The organism is Rhodococcus sp. IEGM 1366 (assembly GCF_033142425.1).
Lineage (GTDB): Bacteria > Actinomycetota > Actinomycetes > Mycobacteriales > Mycobacteriaceae > Rhodococcus_F > Rhodococcus_F globerula.
On sequence record NZ_JAWLRZ010000008.1, the window covers coordinates 185,023 to 207,079 of the forward strand.

Annotated in this window: 18 protein-coding genes; 8 read left to right on the top strand and 10 right to left on the bottom strand. The window is 62.0% G+C overall.

The window, feature by feature from the left end:
• Nucleotides 1-19: 19 nt before the first annotated feature.
• A complete protein-coding gene (locus tag R4P64_RS24360; protein WP_033235691.1) occupies nucleotides 20-706 on the top strand; it encodes a PadR family transcriptional regulator in 687 nt (228 codons plus the stop codon).
• 36 nt (nucleotides 707-742) lie between these two features.
• On the opposite strand, the gene R4P64_RS24365 is transcribed toward R4P64_RS24360, so the two are convergent.
• The gene (locus R4P64_RS24365; protein ID WP_033235829.1) at nucleotides 743-1,546 is read right to left on the bottom strand and encodes an IclR family transcriptional regulator; all 804 of its coding nucleotides are present in this window, start codon (nucleotides 1,544-1,546) and stop codon (nucleotides 743-745) included.
• A gap of 272 nt (nucleotides 1,547-1,818) precedes the next feature.
• On the opposite strand from R4P64_RS24365, the gene R4P64_RS24370 reads away from it, so the two are divergent.
• Entirely contained in the window at nucleotides 1,819-3,159 is a 1,341-nt protein-coding gene (locus R4P64_RS24370) for an HNH endonuclease signature motif containing protein (RefSeq protein WP_317823054.1), read from the top strand.
• A 160-nt stretch (nucleotides 3,160-3,319) separates the two neighbouring features.
• Here R4P64_RS24370 and bphC read toward each other — a convergent pair whose 3' ends face one another.
• The 5 genes from bphC to R4P64_RS24395 all read right to left on the bottom strand — a co-directional run bounded on the left by bphC (nucleotide 3,320) and on the right by R4P64_RS24395 (nucleotide 8,584).
• Complete coding sequence (gene bphC, locus R4P64_RS24375; RefSeq protein ID WP_233364077.1) at nucleotides 3,320-4,231, bottom strand: biphenyl-2,3-diol 1,2-dioxygenase; 912 nt, start codon at nucleotides 4,229-4,231, stop codon at nucleotides 3,320-3,322.
• Nucleotides 4,232-4,249: 18 nt separating this feature from the next.
• A complete protein-coding gene (locus R4P64_RS24380) occupies nucleotides 4,250-5,431 on the bottom strand; it encodes an acyl-CoA dehydrogenase family protein (protein WP_317823055.1) in 1,182 nt (393 codons plus the stop codon).
• A gap of 52 nt (nucleotides 5,432-5,483) precedes the next feature.
• Entirely contained in the window at nucleotides 5,484-6,656 is a 1,173-nt protein-coding gene (locus R4P64_RS24385) for a Rieske 2Fe-2S domain-containing protein (protein WP_033235827.1), read from the bottom strand.
• Between the two features lie 106 nt (nucleotides 6,657-6,762).
• Nucleotides 6,763-7,971 carry an alpha-hydroxy acid oxidase gene (locus tag R4P64_RS24390; RefSeq protein WP_317823056.1) on the bottom strand — a complete coding sequence of 403 codons (1,209 nt, stop codon included), beginning with the start codon at nucleotides 7,969-7,971 and terminating at the stop codon, nucleotides 6,763-6,765.
• Nucleotides 7,972-8,029: 58 nt separating this feature from the next.
• Nucleotides 8,030-8,584 (bottom strand): hypothetical protein, encoded by a 555-nt coding sequence (locus R4P64_RS24395; RefSeq protein ID WP_317823057.1) that lies wholly within the window; start codon nucleotides 8,582-8,584, stop codon nucleotides 8,030-8,032.
• 291 nt (nucleotides 8,585-8,875) lie between these two features.
• On the opposite strand from R4P64_RS24395, the gene R4P64_RS24400 reads away from it, so the two are divergent.
• The 3 genes from R4P64_RS24400 to R4P64_RS24410 all read left to right on the top strand — a co-directional run bounded on the left by R4P64_RS24400 (nucleotide 8,876) and on the right by R4P64_RS24410 (nucleotide 13,608).
• On the top strand, nucleotides 8,876-9,700 hold the full coding sequence (locus tag R4P64_RS24400) for an SDR family NAD(P)-dependent oxidoreductase (RefSeq protein WP_116101856.1): 825 nt from the start codon (nucleotides 8,876-8,878) through the stop codon (nucleotides 9,698-9,700).
• Nucleotides 9,701-9,711: 11 nt separating this feature from the next.
• Nucleotides 9,712-11,925, top strand: coding sequence for an arylsulfatase (locus R4P64_RS24405; protein WP_317823059.1), 2,214 nt, complete (start codon nucleotides 9,712-9,714; stop codon nucleotides 11,923-11,925).
• Nucleotides 11,926-12,033: 108 nt separating this feature from the next.
• The gene (locus R4P64_RS24410; RefSeq protein WP_033235685.1) at nucleotides 12,034-13,608 is read left to right on the top strand and encodes an AMP-binding protein; all 1,575 of its coding nucleotides are present in this window, start codon (nucleotides 12,034-12,036) and stop codon (nucleotides 13,606-13,608) included.
• Between the two features lie 154 nt (nucleotides 13,609-13,762).
• On the opposite strand, the gene R4P64_RS24415 is transcribed toward R4P64_RS24410, so the two are convergent.
• Both R4P64_RS24415 and R4P64_RS24420 read right to left on the bottom strand, forming a co-directional pair.
• On the bottom strand, nucleotides 13,763-14,431 hold the full coding sequence (locus tag R4P64_RS24415; protein WP_033235681.1) for a response regulator: 669 nt from the start codon (nucleotides 14,429-14,431) through the stop codon (nucleotides 13,763-13,765).
• Nucleotides 14,428-16,071 (bottom strand): sensor histidine kinase, encoded by a 1,644-nt coding sequence (locus R4P64_RS24420; protein ID WP_317823060.1) that lies wholly within the window; start codon nucleotides 16,069-16,071, stop codon nucleotides 14,428-14,430. Before R4P64_RS24420 ends, R4P64_RS24415 begins: the two co-directional genes overlap by 4 nt.
• A 158-nt stretch (nucleotides 16,072-16,229) precedes the next feature.
• Here R4P64_RS24420 and R4P64_RS24425 point away from each other — a divergent pair, with 158 nt between their 5' ends.
• Together R4P64_RS24425 and R4P64_RS24430 are read left to right on the top strand one after the other, a co-directional pair.
• A complete protein-coding gene (locus R4P64_RS24425; RefSeq protein ID WP_317823061.1) occupies nucleotides 16,230-17,225 on the top strand; it encodes a Bug family tripartite tricarboxylate transporter substrate binding protein in 996 nt (331 codons plus the stop codon).
• A 95-nt stretch (nucleotides 17,226-17,320) separates the two neighbouring features.
• The gene (locus tag R4P64_RS24430; RefSeq protein ID WP_033235823.1) at nucleotides 17,321-18,703 is read left to right on the top strand and encodes a CitMHS family transporter; all 1,383 of its coding nucleotides are present in this window, start codon (nucleotides 17,321-17,323) and stop codon (nucleotides 18,701-18,703) included.
• Nucleotides 18,704-18,709: 6 nt separating this feature from the next.
• Here R4P64_RS24430 and R4P64_RS24435 read toward each other — a convergent pair whose 3' ends face one another.
• Nucleotides 18,710-19,894, bottom strand: coding sequence for a nitric oxide synthase oxygenase (locus R4P64_RS24435; protein ID WP_411742703.1), 1,185 nt, complete (start codon nucleotides 19,892-19,894; stop codon nucleotides 18,710-18,712).
• Nucleotides 19,895-20,130: 236 nt separating this feature from the next.
• Between R4P64_RS24435 and R4P64_RS24440 the strand changes: the two genes are divergently transcribed.
• On the top strand, nucleotides 20,131-21,291 hold the full coding sequence (locus R4P64_RS24440; protein ID WP_033235679.1) for a globin domain-containing protein: 1,161 nt from the start codon (nucleotides 20,131-20,133) through the stop codon (nucleotides 21,289-21,291).
• A gap of 3 nt (nucleotides 21,292-21,294) precedes the next feature.
• Here the strand turns inward: R4P64_RS24440 and R4P64_RS24445 are convergent, their stop codons facing one another.
• Nucleotides 21,295-22,041: an FAD-binding oxidoreductase gene (locus tag R4P64_RS24445; protein WP_317540942.1), complete on the bottom strand. Its 747-nt coding sequence runs from the start codon at nucleotides 22,039-22,041 to the stop codon at nucleotides 21,295-21,297.
• Nucleotides 22,042-22,057 lie beyond the last annotated feature (16 nt).

Sequence of the window (22,057 nt, forward strand, 5' to 3'; positions counted from 1 at the left end):
GATTGTTAGACTCCTGTCCGTGTCCGCAACCGAAGACGTGTCCAGAGGACTTCCCGCAACGAGTTGGGCGGTCCTCGGAACGCTCACGTTCGGTGAGGAGCTGACAGGCAACGATCTCAAGAAATGGGCCGACTGGAGTGTCGGGTTCTTCTACTGGAGTCCGTCCATCAGTCAGGTGTATGCCGAGCTCAAGAAACTCGAGAAAATCGGGTTCGTGGAATCGCGGGTCGTATCCGAACCGGGAGTGCGGGGTCGGCGCCTGTACGCGATTACCGAATCCGGAACCGAGGCAGTGCGCACCTGGTCACGCGAAGCTCCTGTGGAGGTTCCCGTACTCAAACACGGTGTCATGCTTCGACTTTGGATGGGGCATCTCAATGACCCGCCACGGCTCAAGGCACTTGTCGGTGCGCATATCGCCAATGTGGAGGAGCAACTACGACGCGCGGAACTTCACGCAGACCACGCAGAAAACGAGCCCGCGTGGGCGTACTCCGTCATGACATTGCGTTGGTCGGTACGCTACTTCCGGGCTGAAATCGACCTTGCGCGTGAACTACTCGACGATATCGACCGGGCGTCGGCAGAATTTGCCAAGGTCGCCGAATATGATCCCCTCGGGTCACCGATCCCGGTGTCGCCTGGCCGATGGAAGGACATCGAAGATCATGTCCTCTCACTCACCCAGGATCAGCGCGATATCTGAGTAACCAGCTGCCCTCGGTCATGACCAACGTGTTGCTCACGCCCTGGCAGCGGTGGGCAGGTTTCGCAGCAGCTGCCGACGCTGCAAAGTCGGTGTGACAGTGTGAGATCCACCGTCGATGGCACGCCAGATCGCAGACGCGGCCATGCGGACGGGTGCTGCACTGATGTGATCGTTACGTAGCGCCTTCGTCGGCCCACAAATCGACACTGCGGCAACTGCCCGTCCGGGCAGTCCGATCGGTGCCGCCAGACAGCTGAAGCCGGCCAACCCACTCCCACTTTCGAAGGCCACACCGGCCTCCCGAATCCGGGCACGCTGGGGATGCGTTGTGGATTGTGACTCGAATGCGAGCAGCGCCTGCCCCAAGGCAGTCGTGGGAGCATGACGCCGTTCCCCGACGCGCGTCGGGACAGCGGCGGCCAGGCGCCCGCCGATCTTCTCGAGATACACCACATCGGAGCCGTCGAGAATGCCGAGGTGAACAACAAATCCAGTGACGCGATACAGCTCGTGCAGCAGTGGCAACGCAGCTGTGTGCAGGCGATCCTGGTGTACGGCGAGTGAGCCCAGCTCGACCAGGCGCATACCGAGCTCGTAGTCGCGGCCGTCGCGCCGTAGCCATCGCATCGAGACCAGCCGCTCGAGTAGGCGGTGGGCGGACGACCGAGGAAGGCCGGTGCGGCGAACAATCTGGGCGAGTGTGAGGCGGCCAGGACCGTCGAAGGTGTCGAGGACGAGTGAGACGCGGTCGAGAACGGCAGTGGGTGTCGAGTCAACCCCCAGGTCGGCGGAATCTAGCTTCACGGTCGCTACTTGGGACTCCAGTGCCATAGTCATCGCGTCCACTACTCCTCTTCGATGAAAATCTGTGAGCTGGCTATTTCAATTAGAAATAGTGTCATATGACTCGCGATTTGTGAAGTGAATCACGTAAACGTCCTGCATCTGGGCGTAGGGGCGTGGCGCGCTCGGGTTTTTGTGGGCGCCATTCCTGTCGACTGGGTGATCCGGCGCGCATGCGTGTCGCTTCGGTTTCAGATGTGCCCGATATGTCTCTTGATTCGAATAAGTGTTCGAGTATCCTTGTGGTCAAGGGTGGGGAGGCTCTGATGACCACGGTCAGCGATTTTGTTTCGGTGGGGGATGTTGTAGCCGGTTCGGCTGCGGGTGTGCGTTGCAGGTTGTGGCAATTGCGCCCGGCGGAGGTTCGTGACGTTGCAGTCTGTGTTTCTGCGGAAATTCTTCGGTTGGAAGCGATTCGGGTTGCCGCAGTCGATGAGTTGGCACTCAACCCGGATGAACAGGTGCTGTGCTACCGCGGTGTTGGTCGCTGGTTGGCGGCGAACACGATGCTGCAGAACGCAGCCGGCAACAAAATTGCCGCCCTCGGTGCCGCGTTGCGGGGGTTCCCGGACATTACTGCCCAATTCGAGGCCGGGGATCTCTCGCTCGATCATGCGGCAATAATCGCCTCGTTCTGCGAATCACCACCAAAAGGTATGCCGGAGAAGGCTCTACCGTCCTGCATGGCAACCCTGCTCGCCGCGGCATCCGGGGTGGAGGCGACCACCCTCAAACTGCGGTACGCGATTGCAGTTCTCGAGCGGATCTTCGAATCCGACGACACCCCGCCCGGTGAGGACGACGACCTCAACGTCTTGCGCATCGCTCCGACGCTCAACGGTCGGGTCGCGATCAAGGGCGATTTCGATGCACTCACCGGTGAAATGTTGTTGTCGGCACTCTCGGGTTTGTCGATGCCGAAACCGGCCGCGGATGGGACCCCAGATCAGCGGTCGGCTGCCAAGCGCACCGCCGACGCGTTCACGGAGTTGATTCGCCGGTATCTCGACAATGCCATGACCGGGGTTGATGGTGGGCAGCGTCCGCACGTGAACGTGCAGATCACCGCGAAAGACCTTGCCGAGCATCGGGAATGCACCACCATGCGCAGCGATATCGCACCGGATTTCGATGAGCCTGATGTCGAAGATCTGGACGTCGGATACATGCCCTGGATGGGACCACTGAGTGTGAGCCTTACCCGAATGCTCGCCTGCGATTGCATGCTCTCCACCATGTTGATGGACGGCAACGGCGCACCGCTGGATGCGACCCCACACAAACGCCTCGTCACACCCGAGCAACGCACCGCGTTGATTGCCCGGGACAAAGGCTGCGCCTTCCCCAACTGCGATGCCGTACCGGCCTGGTGCGACGCCCACCACATAAAACCCTGGTCAACCGGAGGCTTGACGGTGATGGACAACCTCACCCTCCTTTGCCGTAGCCACCATCGGTTGATCCACAGCACCAGCGGGTTCCGCGGCATCTGGGAAATCAAGATGGGCGATGATCACAAACCGTGGTTCATCCCGCCGGCCGCGATCGATCCGAAACAACGTCGCCGACGCTCCACCACCCGCCAGGGACCAGTCCACCGAGACTGAATTCGGCTCTGCCGGAACTGAATACCGTGTGTGAGCTTCGCATCACCAGGAAAGACGATGTGAAGCCAACACGCATGCCTACGGGGTCCGAACACAGGAAAAGGGCTTGCGCACAAATGTGCGCAAGCCCGTCCCGGTAAAAATTTACATCGCTTGCAATTTACATCGCTGCCAGCGGTTCGCTGCCCGACCAGTCATGGCCCCAGTAACTGTCGGCGGTGATCTCCTCTGCCGAGTAGGAGTCCTGATCCACCTTCGATCCCTCGGTGCCGAACTCGATGTCCCAGCCGCCTGGTGCCCGGACGTAGAACGAGACCATCTTGTCGTTGGTGTGTCGACCCAGGGTCGAGGACACCGAGAATCCGTCCTTCACCACCCGGTCGAGTGCCTGGCCGACGGCGTCGAGTGTGTCGACCTCGACCATGATGTGGATCAGGCCGGGCGCGCCGCCGTGCGGGGCAGGGCACAGCGCCAAGCTGTGGTGGCGTTCGTTGACCCCGAGGAAGCGGATGCGCAGGGGGCCGAACTCCGGCGGCGCGGGCAGGCGGAATGCGCCACGCGGATAGAAGCCGAGAACATCGGTGTAGAAATCGAAGCTCGCAGCGCTGTCCATGACCGGGAGAACAACGTGGCCAAGGCCCTGTGAGCCGGTGACAAATCGAGAGCCGAACGGTGTGACTACCGGGCTGTGATCGAGGATCGCGCCGTGGAAGATTTCCACCGTTGCGCCGCCGGGATCGGTGAAGGTGATGACCTCTTCGACTCGGCGTGCGTCGGCCTCGGCCAGGGGAAGTTGCTCGACCGCGGTGCCGAACTTCTCCAGTGCGGCCTGAACGCGTCGTAGCGCGTTGCGATCGGCCACCTCCCAGCCGATGCTGACGATCTCGTCGCGTTCGCCCTCGACGATGACGATGCGGGCGGCGCGCTCGTCGAGTCGCAGGTACAGCGCGTTCTCGTCCGGTCCGCTGCCCTTGGCGAAGCCAAGAACGTCGAATGCAAAAGTGCGCCAACGGTCCATGTCGTTGGTGGAGATCTTGACGTAGCCAAGTCCCTTGATGTCGGTGTGCGTCATCGTGTGTTGTTCCTTATGTCAGATCATCGCCCGCAGCGGGCCCTGCGGATCGGCGCCGAGGCGGCTGAGGGAGGCAGCGTGGAATACGGTGCCGGGGACGTGGATTGCGTGATGCTGGCCGGCATGGGCGTCGCGCCAGAAGCGCTGCAGTGGCTTGTCCATGCGAAGAGCGTTGCCGCCGCAGCGCGGGTAGACCTGGTCGATGGCATTGATGGCGCGCCACGCAGCCTGAACCTGGGTCTGCCGACCTTCTGCGCGCTGCTCGAACGTCACTTCCTTGCCTGCGTCCACGCGATCCCACATGCGATCGACATTGGCCAGCAAGGTGTCTCGCGCCGCGCGAATATCGGCTGTTGCCTGGCCGATGGCGAAGAGCGTGTACGGATCATCCTTGATCGCGGTGCCCTGGGCATTGATGCGATCAGCCTGGTATTCGTTGGCGTGGAAAAGCATTCCCTCGCAAATGCCGATGGTCGCGGCTGTGATCCCGAGTGGGAACATGTTCGACCACGGCATCAGGTACAGCGTCTCGGTGCGTCCGTACTTGCGTACAGCGGTACCGTCGATGACCTCGTCGCAATCCATGACGCGGTAATCGGGAACGTACGCGTCCTTGACCACAAGATCTTTCGACCCCGTGCCGCGCAAACCCATGGCGTCCCACGAGTCTTCGATGATCTCGTAGTCGGTGCGCGGAATGATCACGTGCAGCATGCGGGGCGGCATTTCCATGTTGCCGTCCTTGTCGCAGGCCATAGCGCCGAGGAACGCCCAATCACAATGGTCCGTACCGGAGGAAAACTGCCAGCGGCCGGAGAACTTGTACCCACCGTCGGTGGGAATACACATGCCGCCGGGCATATAGGGAGAGGCCATCCAGGTATCAGGATCGGAACCCCAGATTTCCTGCTGAACCTTCGGATCGGCAAACGCCAACTGCCACGGGTGAACTCCGACGATCCCGTGGACCCAACCAGCCGACGGATTCAGCGACGCCATCCGCATTACGGTTTCCGCGAACTCGCGCGGATGTGCCTCCATGCCGCCGTATTCCTTGGGCTGCAACATCCGGATCGACCCGGCGGCCTTCATCTTCTTGGCGGTATCGTCGGCCAACCGTCCGATTTTCTCGGCCTCGATACCTTCTTGGAAGATGTCGTCGGCCATCAAGTTGATCTGTTCGAGCACTTCGTAACTCATGGTCACCCTATGTTGTGTTGTGTCGTGTGGTCTCGGTCAGCACGGGCTCTGATCAGGACGTGGTCTGAGGTGCCTGGGCTTCCCGGGCTGCGACGTTCTCGGCAACTTCCTGCTTCCAGCTCGCCACCGCTCGGGTGGTGTCGATCTCGAACTCGAAGCGCTTGGTCATGTCTTCGGTGACGTCCTCGACATCGGTGTAGAACTGGTTGTACCAACGCCGCAACTGATATACCGGGCCGTCTTCTTCGGAGAGAAGTGGATTGTCGATGGGAGCCTTGTTCTTCCAGATCTCCACGTCCTGAAGGAATCCCGTCTCGACGCCCTCGGTGAACTGCGCGGCCATAGCCGCAGTGTCCTCGTCGCTCATTCCGGGAAGCTTCTTCACCATGGCGCCGTACTGCAGCACGAAGGCGTTGTTCGAGATCGGGTAGTGGCAGTTGATCAGAACGGTCTCGATGATCTGACCGTTGGCCTCGCTCTTGAGCCAGTCGATCATGTACGACGGACCGAAATACGACGCGTCCGAACGAAGAACAGCGTTGGGATCGCCGTAGTTCGTGCCGCTGATGACATCCTCACGTCCCACCGACTCCATGTACTGGCTCGCGACATGACCTTCGAAGATGTTCTTGAAATACCGGGGGAAGGAGTAATGGATGTAGAAGAAGTGCGCCATGTCCACGACGTTGTCCACGATCTCGCGGCAATGCGAGCCTTCGATGGTGAGCGTGTTCCAGCTCCAGTCGCTCCACTCGCTGCTTCCGAACCCCTCGATCTCGGGGATGGTGACTTCTGCGGGTGGGGGATTGCCCTGGGGATCGTTCCAGACGAACAGCTGGCCGTTGCGCTCGAGTGTCGTCCATGCACGGGTCTTGGCCAGCGGCGGAACGCGTCGTGCGTACGGAATGTCCGTACATTTTCCGTTGCCGCCCCAACGCCAGTCGTGGAACGGGCACGCGATCGAATCGCCCTTGACCGTGCCCTGCGCCAGGTTGCCGCCCATGTGACGGCAGTAGGCGTCGAGGATCTTGATGTCGCCCTTGCTGTCGGCGAAAACAACCAGGCTGGTGCCGAAGATTTCGATCTGGTGTGGCGTTCCGTCGCGATACGTCTTGCTGAGTCCGAGGCAATGCCACCCCCGAGCAAATCGCGCCGGGGGAGCCGCCGCCTCGATTTCGCGAATTTCCTCGTCTGCCGTTGTGGGTGAGTCCGTGCTGAGCGACATGTCTTCCTCCGAGCCGCGTCCGACGACGCTGTCAGTGATGTGATCCACCCCATAGAACCGTTGGCGTGGTTGCCTCGGATACGGGCATTCCCGCTGGATGGAACACTTACTCTTGGGACCGGAAACTCGCCCCGCGTCGCATGATGTGGGAGCGATCGAGTTCGGCGATCTCACGTACGCCCATGAGCGTCAGAGTCCGAGCGATCTCCTCGCGGAAAATCTCGAGAACGTGCGCGACGCCGTCCTCACCGCCAACCGCCAATCCATACACGTACGGTCGGCCGATTCCGACCGCGGTCGCGCCGAGTGCAAGTGCCTTCACCACATCGCTGCCACGACGAATGCCGCCGTCCAGGTAGACGGGAACGCCGCCGGATCCGCCCACTCGATCAACCACCGCAGGCAGTGCTTCGATGCTCGAGAGCGCGCTGTCGAGTTGGCGTCCACCGTGATTCGACACGACAATTCCGTCGGCACCCAGTCGGACAGCAGCAGCGGCATCATCCGGATCGAGAATGCCTTTGACGTACATCGGACCGTCCCACAGATCGCGGATCTTCGCCAAGTCGTCCCAGCACAGTTCCGGTCGCAGGAGACTGACCTGCTTCTGCGCCGATCGCACTGCGGCGGCGGCGCCTCGCTCGTCGACCAACATGCGCGACGAGATTCGCTGGTGTTTGAGGAAGTTGTAGGCCCAGCGGGGTTTGCGGGCCGCGTCGAGGACGCGGGACGGCGAGAGAGTGGGCGGAATCCCCATGCCTCGCTTACGCTCCCCCTCCCGGTTTCCGGTCACCGGAACGTCAACCGTCACGAACAACGCGCTGTACCCGGCGTGGTGTGCGCGGTCGATGAATTTCTTCGCCAACGATTCCCCGGTGCGGACGCTGGTCCACGGGTAAAGCTGGAAGAAATGGTTCTCGGAGGTCGCGTCCGCGATCTCCTCCACTGTGTAACTGGATGCCGTGGAGATAACCGCTCGCGTGCCAACGCGTTCGGCTGCCCGAGCGGCAGCTCGTTCACCGGTCCACTGGATCAGTCCGGTCATTCCGGTGGGAGAGAGGAAAACCGGGAGATCGAGCGCTGTGTTCCCCACTTTGGCGGACAGCCCTTGACCTTCGTTTCCGGTCAAAACCCGTGAGCGAAGCGCCCACTTGTCGAAATCATCGACGTTGGCGCGCAGCGTCAGCTCGTCCTCGGCGCCGCCGTCGACGTACGCCCAGATCATCGCGGGCAGTGCCTTGCGGGCACGTTCGCGGTAGTCAGCGACGGTTATCGGTGACGTACGTGAGGACAGAGTGAATGCAATGGCCGACATGGAGACACTCAATCACCGGAGAATCGCCCGGTTACTGCCTGATCCCGCTCGGTGGAACTTACCGATCCGAGTGAGCAGTCTCTGCCACGGTGACCCACGCCCTGCCCGCGGTTACGCCTGCGTCATCGGTTGCACTCACGATGAAATCGGAAACATACTCCGAATCCTTGAGATAGCGGGCGACGGCAGTGCGGGTAAACGTGAGACGCGAGGCATCCGAGACGAAGATCCGGGTACGGAATCGACGGACACTGTCGGCATCGAACGAGGCGTCGACGTGCGCGGCCAGTGCGGACGAAGTGCTCGCAGCGACAGGACCTTTGATGTCGCAGGCGACTCCCGACGCGTACACCTCGGCAACCAGGTGCCCGTACACGTCGCGGTAGTCGATGGTCCGGGCGATCCGCGACGGGCCGCCGTCGGTGGACGAGATTCGTTCGAGTGAACGAATACTTCCCACAACAGTGTCCGTGGGGCGTGGCGGGCCGAAGAACACCACATCCTGTTCGTCTGTCGACGCGTCGATCAAGCCGGCGGATGCGTCGTACAGCGTCGAAAATGTCGGCAGCACCGCGTGCGCCAAGGGATTCTCGTCGACAAGCATTGCAGTCACGATAACCTCCGTTTCCCCCGGCCAGTCGGCCGTTCGAGTGGGTGATGGCAACGCTAGTGACCATCGCGGCTACCACAGCATTTGCTCCCGCTGATCGGGAATATGTGCAGAAGTGCCCTGTAGTGCGGCTGGGACGTGGCCGTGGTTTCGGTGGGCGAGACATCAGTTTCTGGCGGTATTGCGCTCGTTCCACCGTGCGGGAGATCCTCTGTCGAGCGGGCTGTAGGCCGAATAGTGTCACCCGAAAATTCGGCAGAGCAACGCGTCACTGCAGGTTGCGAAGGGAATGTGATGAAACTCGAAGAATTGCGCGACGGAACAGCAGTGATCACGGGAGCCGGAAGTGGAATCGGCGAGGGTCTGGCCCGCGAAGCTGTCAACCTCGGAATGAATGTCGTCCTGGCGGACATCTCCGCCGAGCGCCTCGAGGCTGTGGCGACCGATCTTCGGGCAGACGGAGCCCACGTGCTGACCGTCCCGACCGATGTCACCGTCGCCGCAGATGTGGACGCACTGGCCGACGCGGCCTTCGCGGAGTTCGGTGCCGTGACACTCCTGGCCAACAATGCAGGCCTCGAATCCGTCGGGTTCACGTGGGACATTCCGGCGGACGAATGGCGCCGCGTCATCGACGTCAACCTGACCGGGGTTTTTCACGGCATCCGCTCGTTCGTCCCCAGAATGGGAGCCGACCCGCGGCCTTCCCACGTCGTCAACACCGTCTCGGTCGGCGGTGTGGCGATCACACCGAAGATGACTGCGTACGCGGCCTCGAAGCACGGTGTGCAGGCGCTCACCGAAAGCCTGTATCTCGAATGTGCCGAACAGTTTCCACAGATCCGCGTCTCGGTGTTCAGTCCGGGACAGGTTGCCACCAGGATTTTCGAGGACGTCGCGGTGCGCCCGCAGTCCGGGTCGGATACCGAGTTCTGGCGCGAGAACATCAGAGAAGGTATGTCGCCCGCGGCCGCAGCCAAAATCTACTTCGACGGTGTTGCGCAGGAAGAGTTCTGGATACTCACGCACCCCGATTCGTTCGACCGTCTGGCCGCAAAGCGGGCCCAGGTTCTGACCGGAAAACTACGTCCGGACGCACTTTTCGACGGCCGGAACTGAAAGGTACTGCTATGACGAACAAGGCACCTAACGTACTGATCGTCTTGGTCGATGACATGGGATTCGGCGCCACCTCGCCGTTCGGTGGGCCGATCGACATGCCCACGGCGCAGCGGCTCGCAGATGACGGCCTGAAGTACAACAGGTTTCACACCACCGCACTATGTTCGCCGACCAGAGCGTCGCTGCTGACCGGCCGAAATCCACACGCGGTGGGGTTCGGTACTGTCACCAACTTCGAGAGCACAGACCCCGGATACAACTGCACAAGGCCAGACAGTGCCGCAACGCTCGCGATGACTCTGCGTGAGAACGGATACAACACAGCAGCATTCGGAAAATGGCACCAAACTCCGGGTGTCGAGACGGGGCCGGCCGGACCGTTCGATCGTTGGCCAACCGGGGAGGGGTTCGAGCACTTCTACGGATTTCTCGGCGGATCCACCGACCAGTACTACCCGGCTCTCTACAACGGCATCACCCCGGTTGACGCCCCAGCAGGTCCGGAGGAGGGCTACCACCTCTCCGAAGATCTCGCCGATCGCCTGATCGACTGGGTGGGCCACCAGCAGGCGGCCGCGCCGGACAAACCCTTCTTCACGTATCTGGCTCTGGGAGCGACACATTCACCCCTTCAGGTCCCGGCGCAGTGGAGAGACAAATACGCCGGGAAGTTCGCGCACGGGTGGAACCGTCAGCGCGACATCACCGTGGCACGCCAGCACGAGTTGGGCGTCGTACCGGAAGACGGACAGCTGACGGCGTGGCTGGATTTCATTCCCCAGTGGGATTCGATGAGCGACGAAGACCGTCGCGCGGCGGAATTGCTCATGGAACTGTACGCAGGTTTTGCCGAGCACACCGACGCTCAGGTCGGACGGGTGATCGACGCACTCGACGACATGGCCGCGCTCGAAAACACCTTGGTTTTCTACATTCTCGGCGACAACGGTGCGGCCGGTGAAGGCGGCATGCTCGGCACCGCCAACGAGGGCATCCTGTTCAACGGCCTGAATGACACGTCGGCGCGGATCATCGACAAGAGTGCGGAATTGGGTGGACCGACCACAGCTCCGCAATATCCGATCGGGTGGGCGCTGGCGATGGATACGCCCTACCAGTGGGTGAAGCAGGTCGCGTCGCATTACGGCGGCACGCGAAACCCGTTGATCGTGCACTGGCCGTCCGGCATCGACTCGGGTGGCGAGATTCGCGAGCAATGGCACTTTGTGTCCGACGTCGTTCCCACTGTTCTCGAGGCTGCGGGAATTGCGCAGCCAGAGACTGTCGGCGGCGTGGCGCAGCAGCCGATGGACGGAGTGTCGATGCTCTACAGCTTGAACGACCCGTCGGCGCCCGATCGGCGAACCACGCAGTATTTCGAAGTATTCGGCAACCGCGGGATCTACCACGAGGGGTGGGTGGCGTGTACCGCTCACCGCGTACCGATGCAGGTGGCATCCGGTGACAAGCCATTCGAAGACGATGTGTGGGAGCTGTACGACACGAATACCGACTGGACCGAGGCCGCCGACCTGGCGTCGACCCGGCCGGACAAACTTGCCGAGCTTCAAGCGGTGTTCGAACGCGAGGCGGTCCGAAACCAGGTCCTGCTCGACAACACTCGCATGCAGAGGATGCGCAAGGGGTCGGTGAAGCCGGCGCCGAGTTCGCACACCTATCCCGGGTCGATGCCACCCTTGCTGCCGGACGCGGCACCCAAACTGTTCAATCGTTCGCACGCGATCACGGCGAACGTCGAACTGTCGGAGGCGGGGCGAACCGGCGTTGTCGTGGCTCAGGGTGCTCGCGCCGACGGCGGATGGAGTCTGTATGTGCACGACGGTGCCCTGACGTACTGCAACAACGTCGCGGATCTGCATGTGCAGCACGTTCGTAGCCGGGTGGTGATCGAACCCGGCCAGCACGACCTGCGGATGGAACTGCACTACGAGGGCGACGGATTGGGCTCCGGCGCGCAGATCGTGCTTCTGGTGGACGGCGCCGTTGTTGCGTCGGATCGGATCGAGCGGACGACACCGTTCTACATCGGCGGAACCGGCCTGCTGACAATCGGGCGATGCCACGGCGTCGCAATCACTTCCGACTACACCGATCGAGATCGTTTTGTAGGGACGGTGCGATCCGTTCGGGTCGATCTGGATGATCTGCCGCCGCGCGAAACGGAAGCGGATCTCGCGCGGATTGCGTTTGCGGTGCAGTAGGGCCGTAGGCCCCTCTGGAACCTGTTCCAGTTTTGTGCGATTGTGGATAACGTATTCGTGACCGGGAGCACATCTCGATGACGGCAGGCCAAGCAGAAGGAAGACCAGATGACAGACGAGTTTGCTGACCTCCACCGACCGATTTACGGTCCGGACCTGCTCATCACCGCCCTCGAACGGAACCACGACAAGCCGGCGCTGTACATCGGCGACGTTGTTCTCACCGGCGGACAGATGCGCGATCAGATCAGCTGCTTCGCCCAGGCACTCGCGTCGCTCGGAATCACCCAGGGCACCAGCACGGCGATGCTCTCCAAGAATCGTCCCGAAGTACTCATCAGCATGGGCGCCACCATGATCACCGGTTGTCGCGCCAGCGCTCTCAATCCGATGGGCTCCCTCGACGACCACAAGTACATCGTCGACGACGCCGAGATCGAGACCCTCATCTTCGACCCCAACGCTTTCGAGGACAGGGCCGCCGAGTTGAAGGCGTCGTCGCCGTCGTTGACCACGATCCTGTCGATGGGCCCGTCGGAGATCGGCATCGACATTCTGGCTCTCGCGGCAACTTTCGAGCCGAAGCCGCTCAAAGCCGCGCACGTCGACGCCGAGGACGCCAGCAGCATGGTGTACACCGGCGGCACAACCGGAAAGCCGAAAGGTGTTATCGGGTCGTTCCGTTCGGGCGCGGCGCTCAACCAGATCCAGATGTCCGAATGGCAGTGGCCCGAGGAGAATCGCTTCCTCATCTGCACGCCGCTGTCCCATGCCGGTGCCGCGTTCTTCACTCCGACGCTCCTGCGCGGCGGCGCGCTGATCGTGCTGCCCGCCTTCGAGCCCGGAGCAGTTCTCGAAGCGATCGAAAAGTACAAGATCACGGCAACCATGTTGGTGCCCACCATGATCTACATGCTCATGGACCATCCGGATTTCGAGAAGCGGGACGTCTCGAGTCTGCAGACGCTCTTCTACGGCGCATCCGCGATGTCACCGGCCCGCTTGCAGGAAGGAATCAAGAAGTTCGGTCAGATCTTCTTCCAGTTCTACGGTCAGAGTGAGTGCGGCATGACCATCTCGGTGCTCCGCAAGGAAGAGCACCTCGCCGACGACCCGGTCCGACTTGCCACGTGTGGCCGCCCGGTGCCGTGGCTCGACGTCCGGCTGCTCGACGACGATCTGAACGAGGTGCCGCAGGGCGAACTCGGTGAGATCTGCGTCCGAGGTCCTTTGGTCATGAAGGGGTACTGGAAGAAGCCCGCCGAGACTGCAGAAGCATTCCGCGGTGGCTGGCTGCACACCGGGGACATCGCGCGCAAGGACGTCGACGGGTTCCTGTCCATCGTCGATCGCAAGAAGGACATGATCGTGACCGGCGGTTTCAACGTGTTCCCGCGAGAGATCGAGGACGTGATCTCCGCGCACCCGTCCGTCGCGTCAGTGGCCGTGGTGGGTGTGCCGGACGACAAGTGGGGCGAAGCCGTCAAGGCGTGCGTGGTCTTGCGCGGCGGGCTCACCGTCAGTACCGAAGAGCTGGTCGAGCGGGTGAAGGCGGCCAAGGGATCAGTACACGCACCCAAGAGCATCGACTTCGTGGACAGCCTGCCGCTGACACCGCTCGGCAAGCTCGACAAAAAGGCTCTGCGCGCGCAGTACTGGGAGACCAGCGACCGCGCTGTGTAGTCGTAGGAGTGAGCTGGCAGTAGGAGTGAGCTGGCAGTAGAAGTGAGCACAGTTTTCCTCGAGTGAGCAGCCCCTGCAGCAGGATGCAAGGGCTGCTCACTTCGCAAAAAGGGTGCTAGCTCGCAGCGTCTCCAGACCTCAGCGTGTCCAGGTCTCAGCGTTTCCAGACGTAGCGTCGTTCCGGGCGGCCCACCACTCCGTACTTCAGGGATGTGGTGGACTGCCCGCTCGCGCACAGGTGCTCGAGGTAGCGACGCGCGCTGGCCCGCGAGATGCCGACGCGTTCGGAAATGTCTGTCGCCGAGGCAGGTTCCGCTTCTCCGCGCAGTGCGGTCTCGACCAACTGCAGGGTCTCGGGACTCAGGCCCTTCGGCAGGGGTGCTGCCACAACGCCGGCTACACCGAACGCTTCGTCGACGGCGGTCTGCTCGGCTTCACCCGCGCTGTCGAGGTTCGCGTACGTCGATCGGTACCGTTCGAGACGGTCACGGAGAACGTCGAATGTGAACGGCTTCATCAGATAATGCACGACCCCGCTGCGTAGTGCCTTCTTCACCGAGCCTGCCTCGCGCTCGCTGGTGATCACCAGAACGTCGAGTTCGGGAACCAGCTCCCGGAACGGAGCGATCAGATCGAGCCCTGTTGTTCCGGGCAGGTGGACGTCGAGAAGCACCAGATCGGGAACCAGGTCTCCGACGGCAGCCAGCGCGGCCTCGGCGGAGTGCGCAACACCGCATACCTCGAAACCGTCTATCCGCGAAACAAATCCGCTGTGCACACGCGCGACCATGAAGTCGTCGTCGACTACCAGAACTCGGATCATGCGCTCTCTCCGTCATGTAGGACTGCGGTGAAAACCGTCCACTCGAGACCCTCCGCCGCGCGGGTGCTCACGGAGACGTCACCGCCGCGCCGCCGACATGTCAGCCGCACCAACGCCAACCCGAATCCGTGACCGTCGCTCGATTGTCCCTTGGTGCTCCAGCCCTGGCTGAACACCCGCTCTCGATTTTCGGGCGCGACACCGGGGCCGGCGTCCTCGACACGCACTTCGACGGAGGCGCCCGAGCTGCGAATGGACAATCGAACCGTGCGCCGCTCCGTCTCCGACATTTCAGCGACGGCATCGACGGCATTGTCGACGAGGTTTCCGACCACCGTCGCCACATCGCGCCCGAGCGCGCGTTCGAGAGTGCCCAGATGCGAATCGGCAGACAAGTCGACGGTCACCAATCCCTGTGCCGCCGCGCCGATCTTGGCAATGACAAGCGCGGCGGTGCCCACATCGGCGATCTTGTCGGTGACCGCCGCGCTGATCTGCGCCCGCTCCATGGTCAAGCCTTCGACGTAGCCGACAACTTCGTCGTATTCGCCCAGTTGGATGAGACCGGAGATGGTGTGCAGTTGATTGTCGAACTCGTGAATATGGGCGCGCAGTGCGTCGGTGCTGGTTTTGGTGACGTCGAGTTCTTCCTCCACAGCCCGCAATTCGGTGCGATCGCGGAACGTGGTGACCGACCCGATGGTGCGGCCTTTGGACTCGATGAGCACGGTGTTGAGAACAAGCAGCCGATCGCCGACCAGAACCAACTGATCGGATTCCGTTGTCCCGGAGGTCAGAACGCTCTGCAAGCGATCGTCGAGTCCCAGGTCTCGGACGGATTTGCCCGCGCTGCCGTAGGCGATGTCGAGAAGTTGGTGGGCGCTCTCGCTCATCAGCACCACTCGTCCCTGCGCGTCGAAGGCGATGACTCCCTCCTTGAGTCCGCGCAGCATTGCCTCGCGGTGGCGGACAAGATCGAGGATCTCGCCGGGCTCCATGCCAAGTGTCTGCCGTTTGACCCTACGGGCCAACAGGATCGAGCCGACTGCGCCGATCACCGAAGCAACTGCGAGATACACCAGGAGGTTCGGCGCCGACTGCAGTAGGCGGGTCCAGATCGACGGGTACTCGATCCCGACTACGGCGCTGCCGATGATCGAACCCTCGTTGCCGAGAATCGGAACCTGCGCTTCGACGGCCTTGCCGGAGGACGTGTCGACCAGTCCCGTCTCGGACCGGCCCTGAGTCTGCGGCACAGCAGTGCCGACATCGCCGGGACGCGTGGAGATGACAACGACGGCGTCTCCATCGGCAAGGGACACGTACGTGACGCCGGAGATTGCGCGCACCGAGTCGACAGATCCCTGCAGCCCCGAGCGAATACGGGTCTGAGCCCCGGGGAGTAGTTCTCGCACTGCCGGATTGGCGGCAAGCGACTCTGCTGCCGAGAGTGCGCGGCGCCCCTCCTCGCGCTGGAAACTCGCCGACGACTGCGCAAGCGAGAGCGCGGTCACGCAGAGAAGAACCGCCACGACGATCAGGAGTTGTAGTTCGAGTAGCTGTGTCGCCAACGTCTGTCTCCGACGGCGGAAGCGGGCGCGCAGCGGTATGCGTTCGGCCTGCGCGTTTCCTGTGGACACCTGCCAGACCATAGCGCGGTAGTCGGGCGCCGGGAAAGTGGCTGTTTGTGAGCACAATGAGCACAAAGCACTTTGCGTTCCCAATGGTGACTCCAGTCACAAAGTGCGCCAGTATGAAATCTGTTCACACATCGAACCAGGCAGGAAAGGACAACATCATGAGTGCATCGACGCGGCTGAGCAGGCATATCGCCCTGCTGGCTGCTTGCGCGATGGCTCTCGTGGCGGCGATCGGATGCACTCCGGTCGAGTCCTTCCTCGCTGGTGGCCAGGCAGGAGCCAGTTCCGAGGAATTGCGCATCCTGGTGCCGTCGGTTGCCGGTGGCGGTTACGACCTGACCGCCCGAACCATGGTGCAAGCCCTTGCCGACGAGGGAACCGCCACCGCCGACGTCGTGGTTCTGCCCGGATCGGGTGGCATCGTCGGACTCAACCGGTTGGTTCTCGAACGGGGTAACTCCGATCTCCTCATGGTGATGGGACTCGGTGTGCTCGGATCCGTGGAGATTCTGCCGTCCCAGCACACGCTTGCCGACGCGACCCCGATCGCGCGGTTGATGGACGAACCGGAAGCTGTTCTGGTTCCGGCAGATTCGCCGTTCACAACCCTGGCGGATCTGACATCGGCGTGGACCCAAGACCCGTCGTCGATCTCGATAGGCGGGGGTTCGAGCGAAGGCGGACCGGACGGGCTGTTCCGGCTTCTCCTGGCACGGGCCGTCGGCGTCGATCCGTCGCTGTCCCCGTCGCGCACGTACGACGGCGGCGGTGAACTGCTCCCAGCGCTATTGACCGGGCAGGTCGATGTCGCGGCAACCGGTCTCGGTGAATACCTGGATCAGATTGCGGCAGGAACGGTTCGGGTTCTTGCGGTCAGTTCACCGCAGCGCTCCCCGGCGGTGGACGCGCCCACCTTGGCTGAACTGGGCGTCGACGTCACCTTCACGAACTGGCGAGGCCTCATGGCGCCGCCTGGGCTGACCGACGATCAGCGACTGCGTCTGCAGACGCTGGTGACGGACTTGACGGCCAGCCCGCGATGGAACGAGCTTTCCCGCCGAAACGGTTGGAACAGTGCAGTTCTCACCGAACCCGAGTTCTCCGAGTTCCTGCAAGATCAATCCCGGTTTGTTGCTGCGACTTTGGACCGGTAGGGCGTCAACACAGAAGTTTCGTTTCAACCTCAGTAGGACATCAGCTGGATTTGCTGTGCCTTCTTCTCCTCGTTCCATACGCAAAGGAGCTCACCATGCTCGTCACACTCGGCTTCCTCATGGTTGCGGTGTTCATGTTCCTCATCCTCACCAAACGTGCAACACCGGTGGTGGGACTGACACTGGTTCCCGTGGCCTTCGGATTACTTGCCGGAGCGGGCCTCGGTATCGGCGACATGATCACCGACGGCATCAAATCGCTTGCCCCCACCGCGGCGCTCTTGTTCTTCGCGATCATATTCTTCGGCATCATGATCGACGTCGGGTTGTTCGATCCGCTCGTGAAGTTCATTCTCCGGTTGGTGCGTGACGATCCGATGCGCTTGGTGGTCGGCACCGCAGTTCTGGCGATGGTGGTCTCCCTCGACGGCGACGGTTCCACGACGTTCATCATCGTGACGTCCGCGATGTTGCCGCTCTACCTCAAACTCGGAGTCAGTCCGGTTGTGCTGACAGTGGTCGCCGGGCTGTCCAACGCGACGATGAACATCATTCCGTGGGGCGGTCCCACCGTCCGGGCCGCAAGCGCCTTGGGACTTTCGCCGTCCGATGTCTTTGTTCCGATGGTGCCGTCGCTGATCGTCGGATTGATCATGGTGCTCGGGTTTTCGGTTCATCTCGGGATCATGGAGCGTCGCCGGATCGGGACTTTGGTCCTCACTTCTGAACGCATCCTCGAAAAGGTCGGAAACGGAGGAACTTCCAGCGCCGGCAGTGATAACAGTGGCAATGCCGACGACAGTGACGACGGCGGCGACACCGGACGCTTCATCGACGGCCTCGACCCCAAGCGGGATACTTTGCGGCCGAAGCTCCTGTGGTTCAACGCCGCGCTGACGACTGTCCTTCTGGTTGTTCTCGTCATGGATGTGCTTCCCATCCCGGTGCTGTTCATGATCGCGTCGTCGATCGCTCTCGCGGTGAATTTCCCGGCCGTCAAGGATCAGGGTGAGGCGATTGCCCGGCACTCGGCGAGCATCGTGTCCGTTGTCGCGATGGTGTTGGCGGCAGCTGTGCTGACCGGCGTTTTTCAGGGCACCGGCATGGTCGAGGCAATGGCCGAATGGCTCCTGCAGGTCATTCCCGACGCGATGGGCTCCCACCTGGCTGTCATCACCGGCGTCCTGAGCATTCCGCTCACGTTCTTCATGACCAACGACGCCTTCTACTTCGGCGTACTGCCGGTGCTGTCGGAGACGGCGGCGCAGTACGGAATCGAGCCGGTGGAGATGGCTCGGGCGTCGATCACCGGGCAGGCAGTACACATGCAGAGCCCGCTGGTCCCGGCGATTCTGCTGCTCGTGACGTTAGCTGGTGTGTCTTTGGCGGATCACCACAAGAAGGTCCTGTGGCGAGCCGGCCTCATCTCGATCACGATGCTCGTGGTCGGAGTTGCGTTGGGGCAGATCCCGTTCTGAGCGTGATCACGTGTGGAAGGGGCATCGACCTTGGTCGGTGCCCTTTTTCTTCGTCACGAAGTTGGGGCGGATCGAGAGATCTGGCTCGTCGTAGAGGCGATGGAACGTCGGGGTGAGAGAACTGGACATCGGCGGGTTCACCCAGGACCAGTCCGTCGGGCACTTGCGTCCCGCCTTCTCTTCGCGCGCGATGTGGTCGATGAATTGTTTTGCGACAGTGTGGTGGTCGACCATGATGACGCCGGCCTTGCGATAGCTGTGAATAACTGCGCGGTTCAATTCGACCAGAGCACGGTCCTTCCACAGAGTGCGGTCGTGGCTCGTATCGAGTTCCAAATGCGATGCCACGGCGGGAAGCATGTTGTAGCGATCGGTGTCGCTGAAGTTGCGGGCGCCCACTTCGGTACTGACGTACCAACCGCTGAACGGAGTGCAGGGGTAGACGATTCCGCCGATATCGAGATTCATGTCCGAGACTGCCGGAACGGCGTGCCATTTAAGGCCCAGGTCAGCGAACCACGGGTAGTCGGGATGCTCGATGGGTACCTCGAGGACAAGGTCTGCAGGCACGTCGAAGTACTGCAGTGGTTCGTCCGGAACCGAAATGAGCAGGGGTAGAACGTCGAACGGCGTTCCGGCGCCCTTCCATCCCATCGACGTAACCTGTTCCGTCAGGTCGACGTGCCACGGGTCGCCCAGAATTGTGCCGTCCGGCTGCCGGTAGCCGGCGTAGCGGATCAGTTGCGGGCTGAGGATGCGGTACTCCTGCCCGTCCTCGCGGGGAAGTGGTCCGACGGTGACTACGGACTGGAGTGCGCCGCCGTTGGTCGAGAGTCGCAGGTGTTCCCAACAGGCTTCCGCCAGTGCGTATGCGGTGATGGCATCGCGGGCGTCGATGAGCTTGAGGGTGCGCCAATGTGCGCGTCCGACGCACCGTGCGTGGTTGCGCCACGCGAGTTTGGCTCCGACCAGAAGTTCTTCGGCGGTGTGGGTGTACGTTCCGGTCCGATGCAGTTCCCGCAGCGCTTCGTGTCTTCTCGACGTCGGCAGGTGGCTCAGTTCCGGAGAGTCGAAGAACTCCACGCACTCGAGTTCGCGGCGTTGAAGATCGGTAGGCACCGGAGGATGTGATGCGAGCGGAGTTGAAGGAGCGCTACCTGTTGGCAATGCATCCGGTCGAACAATATCCACGGCACGACTCCTGTTTGGCTGGTTCGGATTTCGCTGGACGTTAGCTCAACTGTCGAGCGTGTCGAAACCCTTGCTTATTTTGCACCCCCCAGCGAAAAAGGGACGGGCGTACCGAAAAAATCGACGTGACGTGTGACATATATGGCCAAACATTTACGAGTTGGACATTTGTGACATAAGCTCCCCTCGGAAAGTTTGCGGCTGGTCTGCCGCGAAAAATCGGGACGAGGATAAGCGTGGATTCGCAAGCAATTTCTCTGGTCCGGTCGAGCTTCAAGTCCATCGTCGCTGAAGAAGGCGGCCCGGAGCGGCTTGCCCGGACCTTCTATTCGCTGCTGTTCGCGCGCTCACCGGAGACACGCGAGTTCTTTCCGGCTGCAATGGACGTGCAGCGTGACCGTCTGTTCACGGCGATAGCTTACGTTGTCGAACGACTCGACGAGACCGACGAAATTCTTGAATATCTCGCGCAATTGGGCCGCGATCATCGCAAATACGGTGTAACGGACGAGCATTACCAAGCCGTCGGCAATTCGATGATCGAAGCCTTCGAGCTGTTCGGCGGCGCCGAGATGTGGACCGACGAGGTCGACAGCGCCTGGCGCAACGCCTTGGCTGTCATCTCCGCAGCCATGATGGACGCGGCAAACGCAGAAGACGGACCGCCCGCCTGGAGCGCCACGGTAATCGAGACGCGCACCGCGATCAGAGGAGTCGCGATCGTGCGACTCCAACTAGATCAGCCCATGGACTACCGACCCGGTCAATACGTCAGTGTGCAGGTTGGCGCGCGGCCCCGGATGTGGCGATACCTTTCCCCGGCCAATCCGCCGGACGGATCGGGAATCATCGAGTTCCACATCCGTCAGGTAACCGGCGGCTGGGTCAGCCCCGCAATGGTCACGCAGACCACCGTCGGAGACATCTGGGTGATCGGGTCACCGATCGGCGGCCTCGGAATTCCGGAGAACACCAAAGACCTCCTGATGATCGCGTCGGGAACCGGCGTTGCACCGCTGCGCGCACAGATCCTGGAACTGATCCGTCGCGGCAATACTCGCAAGGTTCACTTGTTCTACTCCGGTGCGCATCCGTGCGATCTGTACGACCTCCCACATCTGTGGGCCCTCGCCGAGCGACATCCCTGGCTCACCATCGTCCCGGTCTCGGAAGACGACACCAATCCGTGGTGGCACACCGAGACCGAACCGCTGTCACCGATCGGAATGCCGAAGCGGATGACCGGAAAAGTCGGCAAGGTCGTCACATCGTTCGGGAACTGGGCGGGATGCGACATTCAAGTCGTCGGCAACGAATCCGTCGTGAACAGCACTAAATTCCGGCTCCGGGCCGTCGGCATCGACGCCGCGACCGTCCGCAGTGATCCCACGTACTGACCGTCAGTAAGGGTCGAAGCTTATGGCCTCGGCCGGCGTTCCCGTCGCAATCAGCCGATCTCGCGTCGAACGCACCATCGCAGCCGACCCACACACCAACACCTGGTGCTCGGTGAAGGCCCCGTACGACGAGACGACGTCGGCAAGCGTTCCCTCCACCAGATGATCCTCGCCGAAACCGATGTCGACGCCGAGCCTTTCGGCCCAGCCGTCGGGTGGGCCGGCGTCCGTGAGATCTTCGACGACGGGAATCGGTTGCAGCCACGGCAGTTCGTGGGCGAGTATCCACAGCATGTCCGCCGCGTACAGATCGCGAAGCGTTCGACCGCCGAAAAACAGGTAGACCAGCGGCGGATTCGGCGACTGGGCCAGATCGAGGATGATCGACCGCATCGGCGCCAAACCGGTTCCGCCCGCGATCATGATGACGGGCGGACCGTTCTCGTCGACGGCAAGATTGCCGCGCGGATCGATGATCGTCCACATGTCGCCGGGTTGAGTGTCCTTGACTATCGCACCGCTCACCCAACCGCCGGGAACCGTCTTGACGTGGAACTCGAGCTTCCCGTCCTGCGACGGTGGCAGCGCGGGGGACAGCCGGCGAAGCAAGCGGGCATTCTGCGGCACGCTCACATCCACGTATTGACCCGGCCGGAACGGCACGACGTCGCCGATCAGGCGAACCACGGCCAGATCCTCACGCAGGCGGTGATGTTCGACGACAGTGCTGGTCCAGGATCGTGAAGTCATGGATGTCTCCTGAAAG